The sequence below is a fragment of the Bacillus sp. JJ783 genome (genome assembly GCF_036963225.1).
In the GTDB taxonomy this organism is placed as follows: Bacteria; Bacillota; Bacilli; order Bacillales; family Bacillaceae_G; genus Bacillus_A; species Bacillus_A cereus_U.
Genome location: NZ_JBALMG010000195.1, coordinates 1 through 17,062 on the forward strand (window position 1 = coordinate 1; position 17,062 = coordinate 17,062).

A 17,062-nucleotide genomic window follows, 5' to 3' on the forward strand; every position below is an offset into this window, starting at 1 on the left:
GTATATAAGGTATGTATTTATATTTTAATATAAGTATATTAGCACGTACAGAATAAATAATCATCATAAGTTTTTTATTTATATCATGTAGGACCCAAATATGAAATATTGCATATGAAAGCCCATTGAAGTTTATGTTGTTGATTACTATAATTTATCTAGTAGAAAGGGACTTTAAATTTTCCTAATGCATTGAGAATATGTGAATGATTTTTTAATTTTACTTCTATGTAATATTTCATATTTATGAAATATTATTTATTTTTTATTAAGTAGCTTATATTATATTCAATAAGTTTGATGTAAAAACAGAAAAAGAGAGGAATAAAAATGAGCAATAAGAAGTTTATTTTGAAATTATTCATATGTAGTACTATACTTAGCACATTTGTATTTGCTTTGAATGATAAGCAAGCAATTGCTGCTAGCTCTGGTAATGGGCTTGAAAACTGGTCAAAATGGATGAAACCTATACCTGATGACATACCGTTAACACGAATTTCAATTCCAGGAACACATGATAGTGGAACGTTCAAGTTGCAAAATCCGATAAAGCAAGTATGGGGAATGACGCAAGAATATGATTTTCGTTATCAAACGGATCACGGAGCTAGAATTTTTGATATAAGAGGGCGTTTAACAGATGATAATACGATAGTTCTTCATCATGGGCCATTATATCTTTATGTAACATTACGCGGATTTATAAATGAAGCGAAACAATTTTTAAAAGATAACCCAAGTGAAACGATTATTATGTCTTTAAAAAAAGAGTATGAGGATATGAAAGGAGCGGAAAACTCATTTAGTAGTACGTTTGAAAAAAATTATTTCCTTGATCCTATCTTTTTAAAAACAGAAGGAAATATAAAACTTGGAGATGCTCGTGGGAAAATTGTATTATTAAAAAGATATAGTGGCAGTAATGAGTCTGGAGGATATAATAATTTTTATTGGCCAGACAATGAGACGTTTACTACAAATGTAAATGTAACAGTACAAGATAAATATAAAGTGAGTTATGATGAGAAAGTAAAATCTATTAAAGATACGATAAATGAAACGATTAACAATAGTGAAGATTTTAATCATCTATATATTAATTTTACAAGCTTGTCTTCTGGTGGTACAGCATGGAATAGTCCATATTATTATGCGTCCTACATAAATCCTGAAATTGCAAACTATATGAAGCAAAAGAATCCTACGAGAGTGGGCTGGATAATTCAAGATTATATAAATGAAAAATGGTCACCATTACTTTATCAAGAAGTTATAAGAGCGAATAAGTCACTTATAAAAGAGTAAAGATGGTGATTGTAAGAAGCGATGAACTACGTCGCTTCTTTTTTGTTTTCTAAAAATTAAAATTAAATATAGTTTTACATATCGTACGTTCATGATAGAAAAAAATCGAAACTTACGCTATAATTACACATATGAATTTGTACCTATAAATTTTATATGTAGTAATAAATTTGATTTATTATAATGAAACGGAGGTATATACTATGAAGTTTCCACATGATTTTTTATTCGGGGCTGCTTCAGCTTCTTATCAAGTAGAAGGTGCATGGAATGAAGATGGAAAAGGTGTTACGAATTGGGATGAGTTTTCAAAAATTCCTGGCAAAACATACAATGGGACAAATGGTGATGTAGCTGTTGATCATTATCATCGATATAAGGAAGATGTTCGCTTAATGGCTGAGATGGGATTAGAATCGTATCGTTTTTCTATTTCTTGGGCGAGAATTTTGCCGACTGGAGATGGAGAGGTAAATGAAAAAGGAATAGCATTTTATAACAACTTAATTGATGAATGTTTAAAATACGGGATTGTACCGTTTGTAACTTTATATCATTGGGATCTACCATTAACTTTAGAAAAAGACGGTGGATGGACGAATAAACGAACAGCAGAAGCTTTTGTAAAGTACGCAGAGATTTGCTTTAAGGCATTTGGTGATAGAGTTAAACATTGGATTACTTTTAATGAAACAGTGATGTTTTGTGGATTAGGGTACTTAAAAGGTGCACATCCACCTGGAATACAAAATGATGTTCCAAAGTATTTTCAAGCGACTCATTATGTATTTTATGCACATGCAAAAACAGTTGCAGTGTACAAGCAGTTGAAACAATATGGAGAGATTGGGATTACGCATGTTTTCTTACCTGCGTATAGTGTGGATGATCAAAAAGAAAATATACTAGCAGCAAATCATGCGAATGAATATGAAATGTATTGGTACTATGATCCAGTTTTAAAAGGTGAGTATCCGTCTTATGTTGTGCAGGAATTAAAGGAAAAAGGATGGACTCCTAATTGGACGGTTGAAGAATTAGAAATCATTAAACAAAATGCCGAAAAAAATGATTTTATTGGCTTGAATTATTATCAACCGATACGAGTAGAAAAATACGATATGGATATAAAGAGCGAGGAGCATTCTCGAGAAAACTCAACACTTGCTCCGGGTAACCCTTCTTTTGATGGGTTTTATCGAACAGTTAAAATGGAAGATAAAACATATACAAAATGGGGATGGGAAATATCTCCGGAAGGTTTCTTAGATGGATTGCATATGTTGAAAGAACGTTACGGTGACATAAAGATGTATGTGACAGAAAATGGACTTGGTGATGAAGATCCAATCATTGACGGAGAAATTGTAGATGTTCCGAGAATTAAATTCATTGAAGAGCATTTAAAAGTAATGAAGCGTGCGATTCAAGAAGGGATTAATTTAAAAGGCTATTATGCATGGTCAGTTATTGACTTGTTAAGTTGGCTAAATGGATATAAAAAGCAATATGGCTTTATTTTTGTCGATCATAATGATAACTTAAAACGTAAGAAGAAACTTTCGTTTCATTGGTATAAGCATATTATCGAAACGAGAGGAGAAAATTTATAAAAGATAAAAGAGTATTTTAGGAGAAAGTGTATGAGTGCAAAGTATAAACAAATTGCAGATATTTTAGAGCAAGACATTCGAGAAGGACTTTTTAATGAAACGAAAAAACTACCTACAGAAGAAGCGTTGATGAACCGATTTGAAGTAAGTCGTAATACGATACGTAAAGTGATTAGCCAGCTTGTTAATAGAGGCTATATTTTTCAAGTGCAAGGTAGTGGCATGTTTTTACGTGAAACTTCTGTAACAGATTACATTAATCTAGGCAGTTTGCGTGGATTAACGAAAAACCTCGTTTCACAAAATATTGAAACGAAAGTGTTAGAGCTTGAAGTAATAGATGCGGACGAAGAGATAGCAAAGCGGATGCAATGTGAAGTTGGAACTAGGTTATATTTTTTGAAGCGCTTAAGAATTGTAGATGGGAAACCATTCTCTATTGAAGTAAGTTATTTCAAAAAGGATATCATTCCTTATTTGAATGAAGAAATAGCATTAAGCTCTGTATACAGTTATTTCATTGAAGATTTACGATTAAATATTGGCTTTGCCGATAAAGTTATTAGTTGTGAAAAAGTAAATAAAGAAAATGCACAGCTTTTAGAAATAAATGAAGGTGATCCGGCACTTCTTATTGAAAATACAGTTCATCTTGTAAATGGAACCATTTTTGAGTTATCTCAATCGATGTTTCATTATGAAAAGACCAAACTTTTAAATCGGATTAATTTTAAGTGAAAATGAATATAATTAGCCTTGTAAAAAAGCAACTGATTCTAGGAGATCAGTTGCTTTTTATTTTGAAGTGGATGAGCAAAAAAACCTAAAAGTGGTTGGTCCGTTTTTCGCAAACTTCTATTATGATAAGAGAAGAAAGGTAGTATTTTATTGATACCTTAAGAAGGACATTTTATATGTATCTCCTTTGTTTAAATAGACTGGTTTTAGAGAGGTGAAAAGACAATGAGTTTTGCGATTTCACTAGTTGTTATTATTGTAGTTGTATCACTGTTTGGGACCGTACTAGTTGCACGAAATGTGGAGGAGAATTACGGTAAGTCTACAAAGAGGAATGTGAAAAACTTATCAGCTATCTATATCATTCTTCTTTTAGTGCTTCTTGTAGGAGTTACTTGGTATGCGGTCGTTATTTTATAGAGTTTATATATGATGAAGGAGTTAATATATTGATGAAAAATGAGCGCCACGTTTTAGTTGTTTTCCCGCATCCAGATGATGAGTCGTATTGCGTGGCTGGCACAATTTTGGCTTATACTGAGCAGAAAGTCCCTCTTACTTATGTTTGCTTAACACTTGGTGAAATGGGGAGAGCGATGGGGGATCCACCTTTTGCAACACGTGAGTCTTTATATGCTATTAGAGAGAAAGAGTTAAAGCGAGCTACAAATATTTTAGGGATTGAAGATTTACGTATGATGGGATATCGTGATAAAACTCTTGAATTTGAAGAGCCTGAAAAATTAAGAAGTCTGATTCAAAACTGTATTGAAGAATTGAATCCTTCTGTAGTTATTTCTTTCTATCCTGGGTATGCAGTTCATCCAGATCACGATGCAACAGGGGAAGCGGTAGTAGAGGCATTAGCTAATATTTCGGAAAGTAAACGACCGGTCTTTTATGCTGTAGCTTTTTCGAAAAATCATGAAGATAAAATAGGCCCTCCAGATTTTAAAAATGAAGTGACGGAATATGTTCCGAAAAAATTAGAGGCATTACGAGCACATGCATCACAATTTACAACTAAAGTGGATGAGCTGGAAAGAGAGTATGAAGACGGTGTTTTAGAAACAGTTGAGTGGTTAGAAAGAGAACCGTTTTGGATATATTCATTCAAAGATAAAAATATGTGATGCTACATCTGAAGGTGATGAATATGTATTTTGAATATAAGAATCGAAAGGTTTTTTACAATATAGAAGGATCGGGTCCTGTCATATTATTTTTGCACGGTCTTGGAGGGAATTCGAATAATTGGTTATATCAAAGAAAATACTTCAAGAAGAAATGGAGCGTAATCTCACTCGATTTACCTGGGCATGGGAAATCTGAAGGGATGGAGATTAACTTTAAAGAATATTCAAATGTTTCATATGAGTTATGTAGTCATTTAAAGCTAAAATCAGTAACAATTTGCGGTCTTTCAAAGGGAGCTAGAGTTGGTATCGATTTTGCTATTCAATATCCAGGTTTTGTTTCTAGATTAATTGTTGTAAATGCATTTCCCTATTTAGAACCGGCAGATCGTAAAGAACGACTTGAAGTATATGATTTATTTAGCTTGCATGATAAAGGGAAAACTTGGGCGGGTACGTTATTGAGAGCAATGGGAGTAGAAGATAATGATGCAATTGTCCGAGGATTTCATCAATCCCTACAAACTATTAATCCGATGCATATTCAAAGGCTATTCGCTGAATTAGTTGATTACGATCAAAGACCATACCTCTCTAACATTGCATGTCCTGCATTAATAATACGAGGAGAGAATGATTATTTTGTTCCGGAAAAGTATGTGAGAGAATTTGAAAAACACCTGAGAAACGTGACTTTCGTTGAGTTGAAAGATAGTGGGCACTTGCCTTATTTAGAACAGCCTACTAGTTTTAATGTGACGGTTGAGACATTTTTAAATCATGCGTTTGATTAATACCATTTTCACAGTGAATACTATTATTAATGAATTCAGGACACCTGCTTGGAGAGGAGGGAACTAAATGGAATGGCAACCGAATCGTGAAAATAAGATACCAGTTTATAAACAAATTGCTGATTACATTGAAAGAGGCATTTCTACCGGTGAATTCCCTTCTGATAGAAAATTACCTTCTGAGCGTATGTTAGCACAGGAGTTACAAGTGAACCGGAGTACGGTAGTAGCTGCTTATGAGGAATTAAAATCACTTGGGGTAGTAGAACGGCAAAAAGGAAGCGGCACCCGGGTGAATACAGACATATGGGGTGTGTCACATAAACGAATACCGAACTGGGGTAGGTACGTTGAGGATGGATCGTTCTTGCCTAATGTACCACTTGTTCAACAAATTCGAACGGAAACACAAAAAGATGATTTAATCAATTTAGCGAGTGGTGAATTGTCACCAGAATTAATTCCGAGTGATAGATTTCGAACAATTTTGTCGGAGAAAACATTTATGGAAAATCTCGGTTATGACCATCCACTTGGAAATGAAATGTTGCGAAAAACAATTGCGGCACATGTCGAGCAATATAAACAAATAGAAGCAGATTCAAGCTCTATTCTTATTACATCTGGAGCTCAGCAGGCACTTAATCTTATCGTTCAATGTTTGTTAAAACCTGGCGATGCGATTGCAATTGAGGATCCTTCCTATTGTTATTCACTTCCGATGTTTAAATCAGCAGGTTTAAACATATTCCGTTTACCAGTTGATGAGCATGGAATGAATCCCGATGACTTAATCGATTTGCACAAAAAGCATCGCATTCGTATGGTATTTTTAAATCCAGATTATCAAAATCCAACTGGAACGGTACTTTCGTTGGCAAGACGTAAAAAGGTTTTAGAACTATCTTCTGAATTTGGTATACCGATTGTAGAAGATGATCCGTATAGTTTGACTTCTTTTAATGGAGAAGTGAATCCAACATTGAAATCGATGGATCAAAATGGGAATGTTCTTTATGTAAGCTCATTATCAAAAATTGTTGCATCAGGATTACGTATTGGTTGGGTAATTGGCCCCACGCGCGTAATTGAGCGATTGGCAGATGCGAAGCAGCAAGTTGATTTCGGTCATAGTGTATTTACACAGTGGGTAGCGAACCAATTTTTAGAATCTGAGGATTTTCATACGCATATTACGATGCTTCGTGGACAACTGAAGCAAAGAAGAGATGAGTTAATTAGAAAGCTTGAAGAAATATTAGGGGACCAGGTTGGATTTTTTGTTCCAGAGGGCGGAATACATTTATGGTGTAAAGTGCAAGGAACGTTTGATGAATACCATTTACTAGGTGAATCTATACGCAATGGTGTAGCATTTGTCCCAGGAAGCGTCCTAGGTTCGAAAAGTGAATATATACGATTTACTTTTGGCAGAGCGAATGTCGAACAAATTCAGCTTGGAATTACAAGATTTGCAGAGACATTAAACGAGATTCAATAATAAATTGTGGGGATTTGGTATTGAAATGGGGAGTAGCAATTGAAGTTTTTGAAGCTTTTACTTCAAGTAGGAGTGCTATATATGTTTAGTTTGGTTGGTGTATGGATTCAGGAAGTATTTCATCTATCTATGCCAGGAAGTTTAATAGGAATGTTAATTCTTTTTCTGCTTCTTTCTACTCGCATTTTGCCATTAAAATGGTTTGAGATAGGTGCAGAAAAGCTAATAGTATTTTTACCTTTATTTTTAATTCCTTCAACGACGGGGCTAATGGAATACGGTTCATTTCTTTTAAGTAAGGGTAGTATTATGTTCTTTCTAGTTGTTGTAAGTACTTTAGTAACATTGATTATTTCAGGTTATGTAAGTCAATTATTAATAACATCTAAAAAATAAAATTGATAAGGTGCGCTATTCAAATGGTCTTAATTTTTATTACTGTAGTGATTTATTTATTGGCGACAAAGCTATATAAAAAATTTACGTTTCCATTTACTTTACCGGTGTTAACAGTTACGGCAATTATGATTTGCATATTCCTTATTTTCGGGATCTCTCATCAAGATTATAAGGAAAATGGGGGAGATATTCTTTCCAGTTTCTTGAGCCCTGCGATTGTAGCTTTAGCAATACCACTATTTAAGGAACGAAAAATACTTATGAAAAACTTCTTATCGATACTTGTTGGGGTAGTAATCGGTATAGTGGCTTTAATAAGTTTGAATGTAGTGATTGGGGAAATGTTGAATATAGATAAGGAACTTATATTAACAACTATCCCGCAATTAGCGACGATGCCTATTGCAATTTCATTAGCCGAACAAATTGGGGGTATTCCATCTATGACTGCTAGTTTTGTAGTTGTTGCGGGAATAACAGGTGCTATCATGGGACCGACAGTACTTAAACTTTTCCGTATAACAAGTACAATTGGAAAAGGAGTTGGGATGGGCTGCGCATCACATATCATTGGTGTGAGTCGTCTAGTGAAAGAGGGAGAGAAAGAAGCAACTATCGGTTCGGTAACGATGATTGTAACAGGGATACTTATTAGTATATTAGTACCTTATGGAATGAAATTTTTATTTTGAAAATTAATGAATCGTAATAAGGAGTATAACACTACTCATTTTAGAGTGTAATGGAGATGATTAAAATGACAACATGGTTTATAGTTACATTATTTATTTTTGGTGCTCTTAAAGTACTAGTTTCTAGTATGCCAACTTCTGTCGTAGAATCAATTATTAGTAGATTTGAGTTACATCAAAAACTTGAGGAGGAGAATACCTCCATATCGATAGATGGAAAAAATATAGAGGGAGAAATGAAACTACAAGTTATTAACGAATTTAATGAGGCCTTATTTTTGGATAAACATTATTTCCCACCTCAAGGAGAAGGAACACCAATAGTCATTGATACGAAAAAAGGGAATAAAGAGATTAGATTTTCTCTATATAGCTATGAGGAACATGTTGATGTAATAAAGCAATATAAGAAGAAAGTCGTTGCCTATCGTTTACGCTCTAAGAGTCTGCAAACACCTACATCATTAGCCATAACTGAAGAGTATGCTTAAGAAGAGACCTATAACGGTCTCTTTATTTTGGTAGCCAACGATATACTTTCCAAATAAAAGCAAGAAAAATCATATACCCAAACAAAGAATAAGTATGATGCCAATGCTCATTATGTACAAATAAACCTAGCCTCTCAGCAACTTGCTCAAAAATGCTAGCGCAAACGCCTATTGAAATAATAAATAGAGTTCTAGAAACTGTAGATAATGTTTTTGAAATTTGTATAAAAGAGGCTGTTAAAATCGGCAGTACGAACAACGTAAAAGCTATGTTAACTGAAAATATGGATGAGAAGGGCCTAACTGGAAAGGAATATAGTTGTTTATTAATAAAGAAAGCATCTAAGTAAGTTCCGATAATAGAAGAGAGAAAGAGTGTAACTACTAATGCTAAAAAATCAGTCTTCTTCTCGGAGGAGGACGTTTTTCTTTGCGAGAATAGCGAGTTCAATTTTTTCGAGTGTTTTGCAGTAGTCTTCTGAAATTTGTCCACTTATACTTTCCTCCTTATCAACTAAGTAATTTACAACTTGCCAATCAGTAAACCAATCTTTACTTTTATCTTCTTCATGTTTCATATCGCGCCATGCATAGATGAGTGCAGGGCTGTATATACGATATGCACCACTACGCAACTGGCATTTCTTTATTCGGCGTTTATAAAACTCACGGGAAAAAGATTCATTTACACTTGAAAATAAATGAGGCCAGTAATCTTTCCTTGAGCCTGTGTGTGGATGATGCTCGGCCCAACTTATTATTTGAGATAAAATATGTGTATCCCGAAATAATAGTGAATACAACCTTTTTCCAATTAAGATTCGTTCATGCAAGGACGTAAAATGTTTCATTGTATCACCAAATAGTAATACTTTTTGTTTCTTATCATTTTCGTAGAATGGGAAAAGGATATGATTAAACTGAAAGAAATCAAAGAGTTTAAATCCAATACTATTTAGTACAGTCTTTTGAAAGTGTACATTTTGAATAACCCTTTTTTCTAAGTAGTTTTGTTCATTAATAATAGTTGCGATCGCCAATGTTTTTTTGTTACCTGTTTTCCAAAAATCGTTCCACATCGTTTCCATAAATGTAGAAACATTTAGGTGAGGAAGAAGATGAAATAGCTTTTGTGATTTTTTAACACTTTGTTCATATAGCAAAAATTGAGGATATACATCTTGAAAAATGAGCCAATTTCCTCTTTCTAAAAAAGAAAAAAATGTAATTTGATCCTTCTCTGATAAAATCCTCGTATATAAGTCTCCCTTTAAATCAGTCATATTCCAACCACCGTTACGTGATACCATATGTCCAAGTAGTGCCCAATGTATTTCGGGATATTGAATGTAAAATTGATAGTATGCACGTGTTCTTGTGACGTTATTTTTATTTAGTTGTTTTGTCTGTACTTTTATTTTGTCGATGATGAGTTGCTCTTCTTTCGTTAATGTATACATGGTGCCAGAATGAATGAGTTTGCTTTTTTGTTTTAACTCATTTTTTACATCGAATAGGGAGAGAGGAAGTGCTTTGGAAGGATCGTTATATATATTATTTGAGTTGTTTGAATTGCTTGAATTGCTTCGGTACATTCCATTACCTCCCTTTTTTCATGAATGTAAACATGGCATTGGCTATGCACCATTCTATTTATTTTATTACGAGTATAAGAAATAAATGAACGGTGTTTTTCTACAAGTAATATAGTTATCATGCAAACAGTATGAAAAAATCTTACTGTTAAGAAGTGAAATAAAAAACAGAAACTATGTTTAATAGTTTCTGTTTTTTTATTTTGTCAATTAAATGTAACAAACGACGATTATGATTTGAATCAATTGAAAATAATTCAATCGCGTTAATAAATACAATTTTTAATGAAATGTCCGGTAGGAGGAAAAGGAATGCTTAATAAAATAATTTTAATTACTGGTGGTACAGGTTCGTGGGGGCATGAACTTATAAAACAACTATTAGAAAAATCACCGAAAGAAATTAGAGTTTTTTCAAGAAATGAAACAGTTCAGTTTGAAATGCAGCAACAGTTTATAAATGAAGATAGATTGAAATTTATTATTGGAGATATTCGTGATAAAGACCAACTCGTATATGCTTGCCAAGGTGTACATTATGTATTCCATCTTGCAGCTTTAAAACATGTTCCAGTATGTGAGTATTATCCTTATGAAGCTATAAAAACAAATATACATGGTACGCAAAATGTAATTGAAGCATCAATCCAGAAGCAAGTTGAGAAAGTTATATATGTTTCAACTGATAAAGCGGCCGACCCATCAAATACGTATGGGATGACAAAAGCAATTGGTGAAAAGTTAATGGTTCATGCGAATGTGCAAACGAAGAAAACAAAATTCATTTGTGTTCGTGGTGGAAATGTTTTAGGGACGAGTGGAAGTGTGGTACCGCTCTTTAAAAAGCAAATTAAAAAGTCTTCACAGGTAGGGATTACTGATGAAAATATGACTAGATTTTTCTTAACAATTGAAGATGCTGTTGGATTGTTATTTAAAGCAGCATCTGAAGGAAGAGGAGGGGAAATCTTTGTTATGAAAATGCCAGCATGTAAAATAACGGATTTAGCAAAAGTATTGATTGAAGATTCGAAAAAAGAAAACGTGAAGATAAAAGAGGTAGGGATAAGACCTGGTGAAAAATTAAGTGAAATGCTTTTATCTGAGGTAGAGAGTAAAACAAGTATTAGTTTTGATCAAAATTATTTTGTGGTACTACCGACTATTCCTATAGAAGGACTTCAAGAATATTATGCTAGTTATCCGCTTGTGGATGTGAAGAGTTTTAGTTCTCAACAAGACTTACTTGCAAAACATGAGGTGAAACAAATGTTAGAAAAAGGAGGATTTTTACTATGAAAAAAAATGTGAGCCTTTTAATAACTGGTGCAAATGGCTTCACAGGGCGCCATGCTTGCCAATATTTTTTAGACAAGGGCTTTCATGTAATTCCTATGTTTCAAAATCGTTCACATAGAGAAAAATGCAGGAATGGAATTACTTGTAATTTAACTAATAAGGGCGAAGTAATGAAGGTAATTAAACAAATAAAGCCAGACTATGTATTGCATTTAGCAGGAAGAAATTCGGTCATAGAGTCTTGGACAGCTGCTCTTGAATACATGGAGATTAATGTGATAGGGACGTTATATTTATTAGAAGCAATTAAGCAAGAAGCACCCCATTGTAGAACATTAGTTATAGGATCTGCATTGCAAGTAGATAGTATGAACAACATAAAATTTTCAAATCCATATAGTTTAAGTAAAACTATGCAAGTAATCGTCGCAGAGGCTTGGGGTGGGTTAATGGATTCAAATATTATCATTGCAAAGCCCTCGAACTTAATTGGTCCAGGAGTATCGAATGGTATTTGTTCTATTCTGGCAAAAAAAATGATAGATATAGAGTCGGGTAAAAGTGAACCAATTATTGAAGTAAACAGTTTGAAAGATAGTAGGGACTTTCTAGATGTACGTGATGTAGTTAAAGCGTATCATGTGTTATTACGTGATGGTATAAATGGAAAAGAATATAATATTGGATCAGGAGTAAAACGATCTTTATTAGATGTGCTAGAACAATATAAAGGATTAACACAGCTGAACTTTACTATAAAAGAAACAGATAATTTTGAGAGTGACTCAAATAAAAGTTTAGTGTTAGAGGATATAAAAAAGTTAGGTTGGGTCCCGAAAATCCAATTTCATCAATCATTGAAAGATGTACTTGAGTATGCGAAGCACAGTGACATCTGCATTCAATGAAAAATAAAAAAGGGTGTAAGAAGTATATGAATAGTTATGAAGCAATAGATAATCAAAGTACGCTATTTCTTTCGATTGTTGATACGCTGGATTGGAAAGATGAAGAAGCACATGTGTTGCACCTCTATGAGGCAATAAATCAATATCGAGCGTATGTGGAAGAAAAAAAGGTTGATCGAATAAAGCCAGCACTAGAGACTAGAACTAGGCATGTGATTCAAGTTTTTGCTCAGTATGAGTGTAGTGAGTATGGAAATGATTTTTATGAACTCATCAAAGATCTCTTACAAGATATAGGACTTGAGTTAAAGATTAATATAAAGCTAGATTTTTAATGATAAAGGTGGATATAAGTTATGAATAAAAAGATTCTCTTTACTGGGGGCGGTACAGCCGGACACGTAATGATTAATATGGTATTGATTCCTAAATTTATGGAAAAAGGATGGGGAGTTGAGTATATTGGATCTCAAAATGGAATTGAAAAATTATTAGTTCAAAATGTTAAGTATAATAGTATTTCAACAGGGAAGCTTAGGAGATACTGGGATTGGGAGAACTTTAAAGATCCTTTTAAAATTATAAACGGTTGTTTACAAAGTTATAAATTAATTAAGAAAATGAAGCCTGACGTTATCTTTTCGGCAGGGGGGTTTGTTTCAGTTCCTGTAGTTATAGGGGCATGGTTAAATCATGTACCTATCGTAATACGTGAGCCAGATAGTACGTTAGGGTTAGCAAATAAAATAGCATTACCTTTTGCTACAAAACTATGCACAACATTCCCTCATACAGGGGAGAATGTAAGTAATGAGAAAAAGGTTTATGTAGGACCAATTGTAAGGGAAGAAATTGAGAGCGGTAACGTATTACGAGGAAGAAGTTATTGTAAATTTAGGCAAGATAAACCGGTACTGTTAATAATGGGTGGGAGTCAAGGTGCTAAGTGGATAAATGATATGGTAAGGAAAAGTTTAGATACATTATTATTAAGTTTTAATATTGTTCATATGTGTGGTAAAGGGAAGGTGGATCCATCTATTGGAATGGAAGGTTATATGCAATTTGAATATATAGGCGAAGAGTTGCCGCATATACTGAATATGGCAAGTGTTGTAGTTTCCAGAGCGGGTTCTACTGCTATTTCTGAATTGTTATTTTTGAAGAAACCGATGTTGCTTATTCCGTTAACTAATGGTTCCAGTAGAGGGGATCAAGTTTTAAATGCTGACTATTTTGCACGACAAGGGTATGCGGAAGTATTACTTCAAGATAGAATAAGCGCCAGTACATTTACAGATGCGGTAAATAAGTTGTATGCCAATAAGGAGAGATCTATTCAAAACATGAATGGATTTAAGAAAACAAATGATGAGGGAATTCATCAATTAATAGATATAATAAATGAAGTGGTGAAGTAATAGAAATTTAAATAGAAAAACAAAAGGAAAGAAGGTATCTTCTTTCCTTTTTACTATAGTTGTTCAAATTCATTGTTACTTATGCCGATTATATTCTGTATAGAGCTATATACTATGGACGAATACCGTTTTCTAACAGCTTAGTAAATTCATTTGTATAAATAGGTTTACTGTAATAATAACCTTGAATAAACTGACATTTATTTTTTTGAAGGAAATTTACGTGTTCTTTCGTTTCTACACCTTCAGCAATGACAGACATTCCTAATGTATGTGCTAATGTGATGATCGTTTTAATGATTTCCATTCCATCTTCACACGTTTCAGACATTGTAATAAATTCTCTTGGGATTTTTAACGTATCGATTGGATATAAAGGTAAGTAGGCTAGGGAAGAATAGCCTGTACCAAAGTCGTCGATTGAAATGTGAATCCCTAAACTTTTTAGTGTACGCAGTTTTATCAATGTTTCTCTCTCATCCATCATTGCAATTCGTTCTGTTAATTCTAGATCAAGGGAACTTGCTGGTAAGCCTGTAGTTGCTAAAGTAGAAGAAATAGATTTTACAAAGTCTTCTTGTTCAAATTCTTTAGCAGATAAATTTACTCCTATTTTTAAATGAGAATATCCGAGTGTATGCCAACGTTTCATTTCCTGACAGGCTTGCTGTAATGTCCATTTTCCTATTGGAATAATTTGTAGTGTTTCTTCGGCGATAGGGATAAATTCATACGGAGAAATAACACCTAATTCGGGATGGTTCCATCTGATTAAAGCTTCGGCACCGATAATTTTATTTGATTTGCTATCAACTTGAGGTTGATATAAAAGGAACAATTCTTCATTTTGAATTGCGTTTGGTAAATCTTTCTCTAATCGTAATCGTCTTTCGATTTTTTTAGCGATTACATCGTCATAAATAGAGACAGAGTTAAGCTCTTTTTCCTTAGCATCATACATTGCAACATTAGCGTTTTTTAAGAGTGTAGCGGTATCAATTCCACCAGATGGATATATAGCGATGCCGATACTAAGTGATAAAGTTAATTTATGCTCATGTAGGACAAACGGTTTTTTCATGCCTTCAAATAATTGGTTACATAACTTGAATAAGGAATCATGGTCCGTATAGTTTTCGATTAAAATTGTAAATTCATCGCCACCGATTCTTGACAGATGAGTATGTGATGGAAGACATGATTGGAAACGTTTTGCTACTTCTTCTAATATGTAATCACCTGACGAATGTCCAAGTGTATCGTTAATTACTTTAAAGCGATCTAAATCTAAATATAATAATGCAAACTCACTTTGTGTTGTTTGAGCATTTTTTATAAATTTTCTTAACTTCCTATGGAAAAAGGATCGGTTCCCAATTTTCGTTACAGTATCGTGGAATGCTAAATATTTTATTTCTTCTTGTTGTTTTTTTAGTGCGGTAATATCCTTTACCATAATATAGCTTCCTGAAATTTGTCCATCTATCATAATAGGAACGATGGTAACGTATAAAAAATAAGTAAAGCCATCTTTATATTGAGAACTAAGTTGTAAAGATGCGGATTCTTGTTGTTTAACTTTTTCTAATGCAGATATCAGTTTATGTTTATCTGTATCTAAAATGATAGAAAAACATGTCTCACCAAGTAACTCGTTTGTTGGTGCTCCGAGTAGGACGCTTCCTGCCTTATTTACATTTAAGAATACTCCATTTAAATCAATTGTAAAAATAGGGTCAGGATGATATTCATATAATGATTTGAATTTTTGTTGTTTCTGAGATAGGGCCTCTGATTTATGGACTAAATCAGAAGTTCTTAAAGTAACTTTTTCTTCTAGTTGAGCATTAAATACTTGTAAACGTTTTGTTAGGGTGTCGTTTTGCATACGCACAATAGAATGGCGAATAAGTACGAAAACAAAAGCGATACAATTCCCTGTAATGAGAGTTGAAGATGATGTTTGTTCTTTTAACGTAAACCCGATTAGTATTGCAACAGCAAGATAGGGAAATACGACTAAAACTTTCTTTCCTAGTATAGGGTTTACAATGAAATAATTTTTATGGCTATTATCATCTTCTGAAATAGACCCAGCTATTGCGATAAGCAATATAGGTATTCTATATAAAAGACGTAAAAATGTTATAGTGTCAGTTGATAAATGGGTATTTAAGTAAAAATAAATATAGTTAAAAGTTGCAGAACTAATTAATACAAAAATAAAGATATAAATTTTCCGCTTGGACTTAAAAATTGTTGGGCGGAAAAAGAGACTAACACCTAGTAGAAGAAATAATAGATCTGCAATTGGATATAGAAATGAAAGGAAAATATCTCCGAGTGAAAGTGAGAATATATTTAAATTTGGCTGATTAAATAAATACCATTCTAATGTGAATATGGAAGTAAGTACTATACATATATCACAAATAAAGAAAGCTTTTTCCCATTTATTGCATTCTTTTAAGATCTTATAGCAGAAAGCGATAAGACAGAAGAATAGAAAAAACATGTAAAATACATCAGAAACAGTAAAATGATGTATTGGAAGTTCGAAAAAGGTATCTTGATACGTATATACTACTTTTCCTAATAAAAAACTACCAATTGCAATTGTAATACATATCCAAAAAGGATTTGAACTAACTTTTTTAGAATATATAGAGTAAATTAGCGATATAAATGTAATGACTTCAACGATGAGTGAAGCGAAGCGTACATTGAAATTTGAAAAATGAGTAGGGAACAGAAAGAAAAACATAAAATAGATTGAATAGCATATTAGCGTTGTAATTAATATACATAGTTGTAAATTTTTATTTATTTTCAATAAAATCACCTTCTTTAAGTATGTACTATATTCGTAATATCTGTACATATTAATATTACTTAAGGATTGTATCAGATTTCCTTATAAAAAGCATGCTTATAAGAAAAAAATGAAGAATGTAATACTTATTAAAATTGAAACAGTATTGAGTTCAATAATTTTTAATTTATAAAGAATGCAGATAGAATTTGTATATTTAGTCATCCTTTAGATTTTAAAGGTTTTTTAGTGATTTGCAAGCGGAGATGTAAAATTGCATATAAAGTGAAACTTTAATCAGTTGGGGTTTTGTCCATCCCCACTGATTTTTAGCCCTCACCAATCGGGCTTTTAC

17 protein-coding genes are annotated in these 17,062 nt (G+C 33.0%); 14 read left to right on the forward strand and 3 right to left on the reverse strand.

What is annotated here, in order from left to right; translation table 11 throughout:
• The first annotated feature begins 330 nt into the window (after positions 1-330).
• From V7038_RS27555 to V7038_RS27600, 10 genes are all read left to right on the forward strand, one after another.
• On the forward strand, positions 331-1,308 hold the full coding sequence (locus tag V7038_RS27555; protein WP_335695945.1) for a phosphatidylinositol-specific phospholipase C: 978 nt from the start codon (positions 331-333) through the stop codon (positions 1,306-1,308).
• A 203-nt stretch (positions 1,309-1,511) separates the two neighbouring features.
• Positions 1,512-2,921 (forward strand): GH1 family beta-glucosidase, encoded by a 1,410-nt coding sequence (locus V7038_RS27560; RefSeq protein ID WP_078172953.1) that lies wholly within the window; start codon positions 1,512-1,514, stop codon positions 2,919-2,921.
• A 30-nt stretch (positions 2,922-2,951) separates the two neighbouring features.
• A complete protein-coding gene (locus V7038_RS27565) occupies positions 2,952-3,659 on the forward strand; it encodes a GntR family transcriptional regulator (protein ID WP_002111317.1) in 708 nt (235 codons plus the stop codon).
• 225 nt (positions 3,660-3,884) lie between these two features.
• Complete coding sequence (locus tag V7038_RS27570) at positions 3,885-4,079, forward strand: hypothetical protein (RefSeq protein WP_002066705.1); 195 nt, start codon at positions 3,885-3,887, stop codon at positions 4,077-4,079.
• 32 nt (positions 4,080-4,111) lie between these two features.
• On the forward strand, positions 4,112-4,792 hold the full coding sequence (gene bshB2 / locus V7038_RS27575) for a bacillithiol biosynthesis deacetylase BshB2 (RefSeq protein WP_002111316.1): 681 nt from the start codon (positions 4,112-4,114) through the stop codon (positions 4,790-4,792).
• A complete protein-coding gene (locus V7038_RS27580) occupies positions 4,792-5,589 on the forward strand; it encodes an alpha/beta fold hydrolase (protein ID WP_002111314.1) in 798 nt (265 codons plus the stop codon). Before bshB2 ends, V7038_RS27580 begins: the two co-directional genes overlap by 1 nt.
• Positions 5,590-5,656: 67 nt before the next feature.
• Positions 5,657-7,090, forward strand: coding sequence for a PLP-dependent aminotransferase family protein (locus tag V7038_RS27585; protein WP_002111313.1), 1,434 nt, complete (start codon positions 5,657-5,659; stop codon positions 7,088-7,090).
• 39 nt (positions 7,091-7,129) lie between these two features.
• A complete protein-coding gene (locus V7038_RS27590) occupies positions 7,130-7,486 on the forward strand; it encodes a CidA/LrgA family holin-like protein (protein ID WP_033710841.1) in 357 nt (118 codons plus the stop codon).
• A gap of 23 nt (positions 7,487-7,509) precedes the next feature.
• Positions 7,510-8,181 carry an LrgB family protein gene (locus V7038_RS27595; RefSeq protein ID WP_002111311.1) on the forward strand — a complete coding sequence of 224 codons (672 nt, stop codon included), beginning with the start codon at positions 7,510-7,512 and terminating at the stop codon, positions 8,179-8,181.
• Between the two features lie 65 nt (positions 8,182-8,246).
• A complete protein-coding gene (locus V7038_RS27600; RefSeq protein WP_002111310.1) occupies positions 8,247-8,672 on the forward strand; it encodes a YfmQ family protein in 426 nt (141 codons plus the stop codon).
• A gap of 22 nt (positions 8,673-8,694) precedes the next feature.
• Here the strand turns inward: V7038_RS27600 and V7038_RS27605 are convergent, their stop codons facing one another.
• Positions 8,695-9,123 (reverse strand): CBO0543 family protein, encoded by a 429-nt coding sequence (locus tag V7038_RS27605; protein WP_081338515.1) that lies wholly within the window; start codon positions 9,121-9,123, stop codon positions 8,695-8,697.
• Positions 9,071-10,267 (reverse strand): DUF2515 domain-containing protein, encoded by a 1,197-nt coding sequence (locus tag V7038_RS27610; protein WP_002111309.1) that lies wholly within the window; start codon positions 10,265-10,267, stop codon positions 9,071-9,073. The genes V7038_RS27605 and V7038_RS27610 overlap by 53 nt, the downstream gene beginning before the upstream one ends.
• A 312-nt stretch (positions 10,268-10,579) precedes the next feature.
• Here V7038_RS27610 and V7038_RS27615 point away from each other — a divergent pair, with 312 nt between their 5' ends.
• Genes V7038_RS27615 through V7038_RS27630 form a run of 4 tightly spaced genes read left to right on the forward strand, consistent with a single transcriptional unit; the run spans position 10,580 to position 13,895 of the window.
• Positions 10,580-11,566 carry a UDP-N-acetylglucosamine 4,6-dehydratase family protein gene (locus V7038_RS27615; protein ID WP_002111308.1) on the forward strand — a complete coding sequence of 329 codons (987 nt, stop codon included), beginning with the start codon at positions 10,580-10,582 and terminating at the stop codon, positions 11,564-11,566.
• Positions 11,563-12,474, forward strand: coding sequence for an NAD-dependent epimerase/dehydratase family protein (locus V7038_RS27620; protein WP_002111307.1), 912 nt, complete (start codon positions 11,563-11,565; stop codon positions 12,472-12,474). Before V7038_RS27615 ends, V7038_RS27620 begins: the two co-directional genes overlap by 4 nt.
• Positions 12,471-12,809 (forward strand): DUF6572 domain-containing protein, encoded by a 339-nt coding sequence (locus V7038_RS27625; protein ID WP_002111306.1) that lies wholly within the window; start codon positions 12,471-12,473, stop codon positions 12,807-12,809. Before V7038_RS27620 ends, V7038_RS27625 begins: the two co-directional genes overlap by 4 nt.
• Positions 12,810-12,830: 21 nt before the next feature.
• A complete protein-coding gene (locus tag V7038_RS27630; protein WP_070128924.1) occupies positions 12,831-13,895 on the forward strand; it encodes an undecaprenyldiphospho-muramoylpentapeptide beta-N-acetylglucosaminyltransferase in 1,065 nt (354 codons plus the stop codon).
• Between the two features lie 112 nt (positions 13,896-14,007).
• On the opposite strand, the gene V7038_RS27635 is transcribed toward V7038_RS27630, so the two are convergent.
• Positions 14,008-16,728: an EAL domain-containing protein gene (locus V7038_RS27635; protein WP_335695946.1), complete on the reverse strand. Its 2,721-nt coding sequence runs from the start codon at positions 16,726-16,728 to the stop codon at positions 14,008-14,010.
• Positions 16,729-17,062 lie beyond the last annotated feature (334 nt).

Bases quoted from the DNA above. Each gene is read 5' to 3' on its own strand.
- V7038_RS27555 (WP_335695945.1), top strand. From the start codon at position 331: ATGAGCAATAAGAAGTTTATTTTGAAATTATTCATATGTAGTACTATA.
- V7038_RS27560 (WP_078172953.1), top strand. From the start codon at position 1,512: ATGAAGTTTCCACATGATTTTTTATTCGGGGCTGCTTCAGCTTCTTAT.
- V7038_RS27565 (WP_002111317.1), top strand. From the start codon at position 2,952: ATGAGTGCAAAGTATAAACAAATTGCAGATATTTTAGAGCAAGACATT.
- V7038_RS27570 (WP_002066705.1), top strand. From the start codon at position 3,885: ATGAGTTTTGCGATTTCACTAGTTGTTATTATTGTAGTTGTATCACTG.
- bshB2 (WP_002111316.1), top strand. From the start codon at position 4,112: ATGAAAAATGAGCGCCACGTTTTAGTTGTTTTCCCGCATCCAGATGAT.
- V7038_RS27580 (WP_002111314.1), top strand. From the start codon at position 4,792: ATGCTACATCTGAAGGTGATGAATATGTATTTTGAATATAAGAATCGA.
- V7038_RS27585 (WP_002111313.1), top strand. From the start codon at position 5,657: ATGGAATGGCAACCGAATCGTGAAAATAAGATACCAGTTTATAAACAA.
- V7038_RS27595 (WP_002111311.1), top strand. From the start codon at position 7,510: ATGGTCTTAATTTTTATTACTGTAGTGATTTATTTATTGGCGACAAAG.
- V7038_RS27600 (WP_002111310.1), top strand. From the start codon at position 8,247: ATGACAACATGGTTTATAGTTACATTATTTATTTTTGGTGCTCTTAAA.
- V7038_RS27610 (WP_002111309.1), bottom strand. From the start codon at position 10,267: ATGTACCGAAGCAATTCAAGCAATTCAAACAACTCAAATAATATATAT.
- V7038_RS27615 (WP_002111308.1), top strand. From the start codon at position 10,580: ATGCTTAATAAAATAATTTTAATTACTGGTGGTACAGGTTCGTGGGGG.
- V7038_RS27620 (WP_002111307.1), top strand. From the start codon at position 11,563: ATGAAAAAAAATGTGAGCCTTTTAATAACTGGTGCAAATGGCTTCACA.
- V7038_RS27625 (WP_002111306.1), top strand. From the start codon at position 12,471: ATGAAAAATAAAAAAGGGTGTAAGAAGTATATGAATAGTTATGAAGCA.
- V7038_RS27630 (WP_070128924.1), top strand. From the start codon at position 12,831: ATGAATAAAAAGATTCTCTTTACTGGGGGCGGTACAGCCGGACACGTA.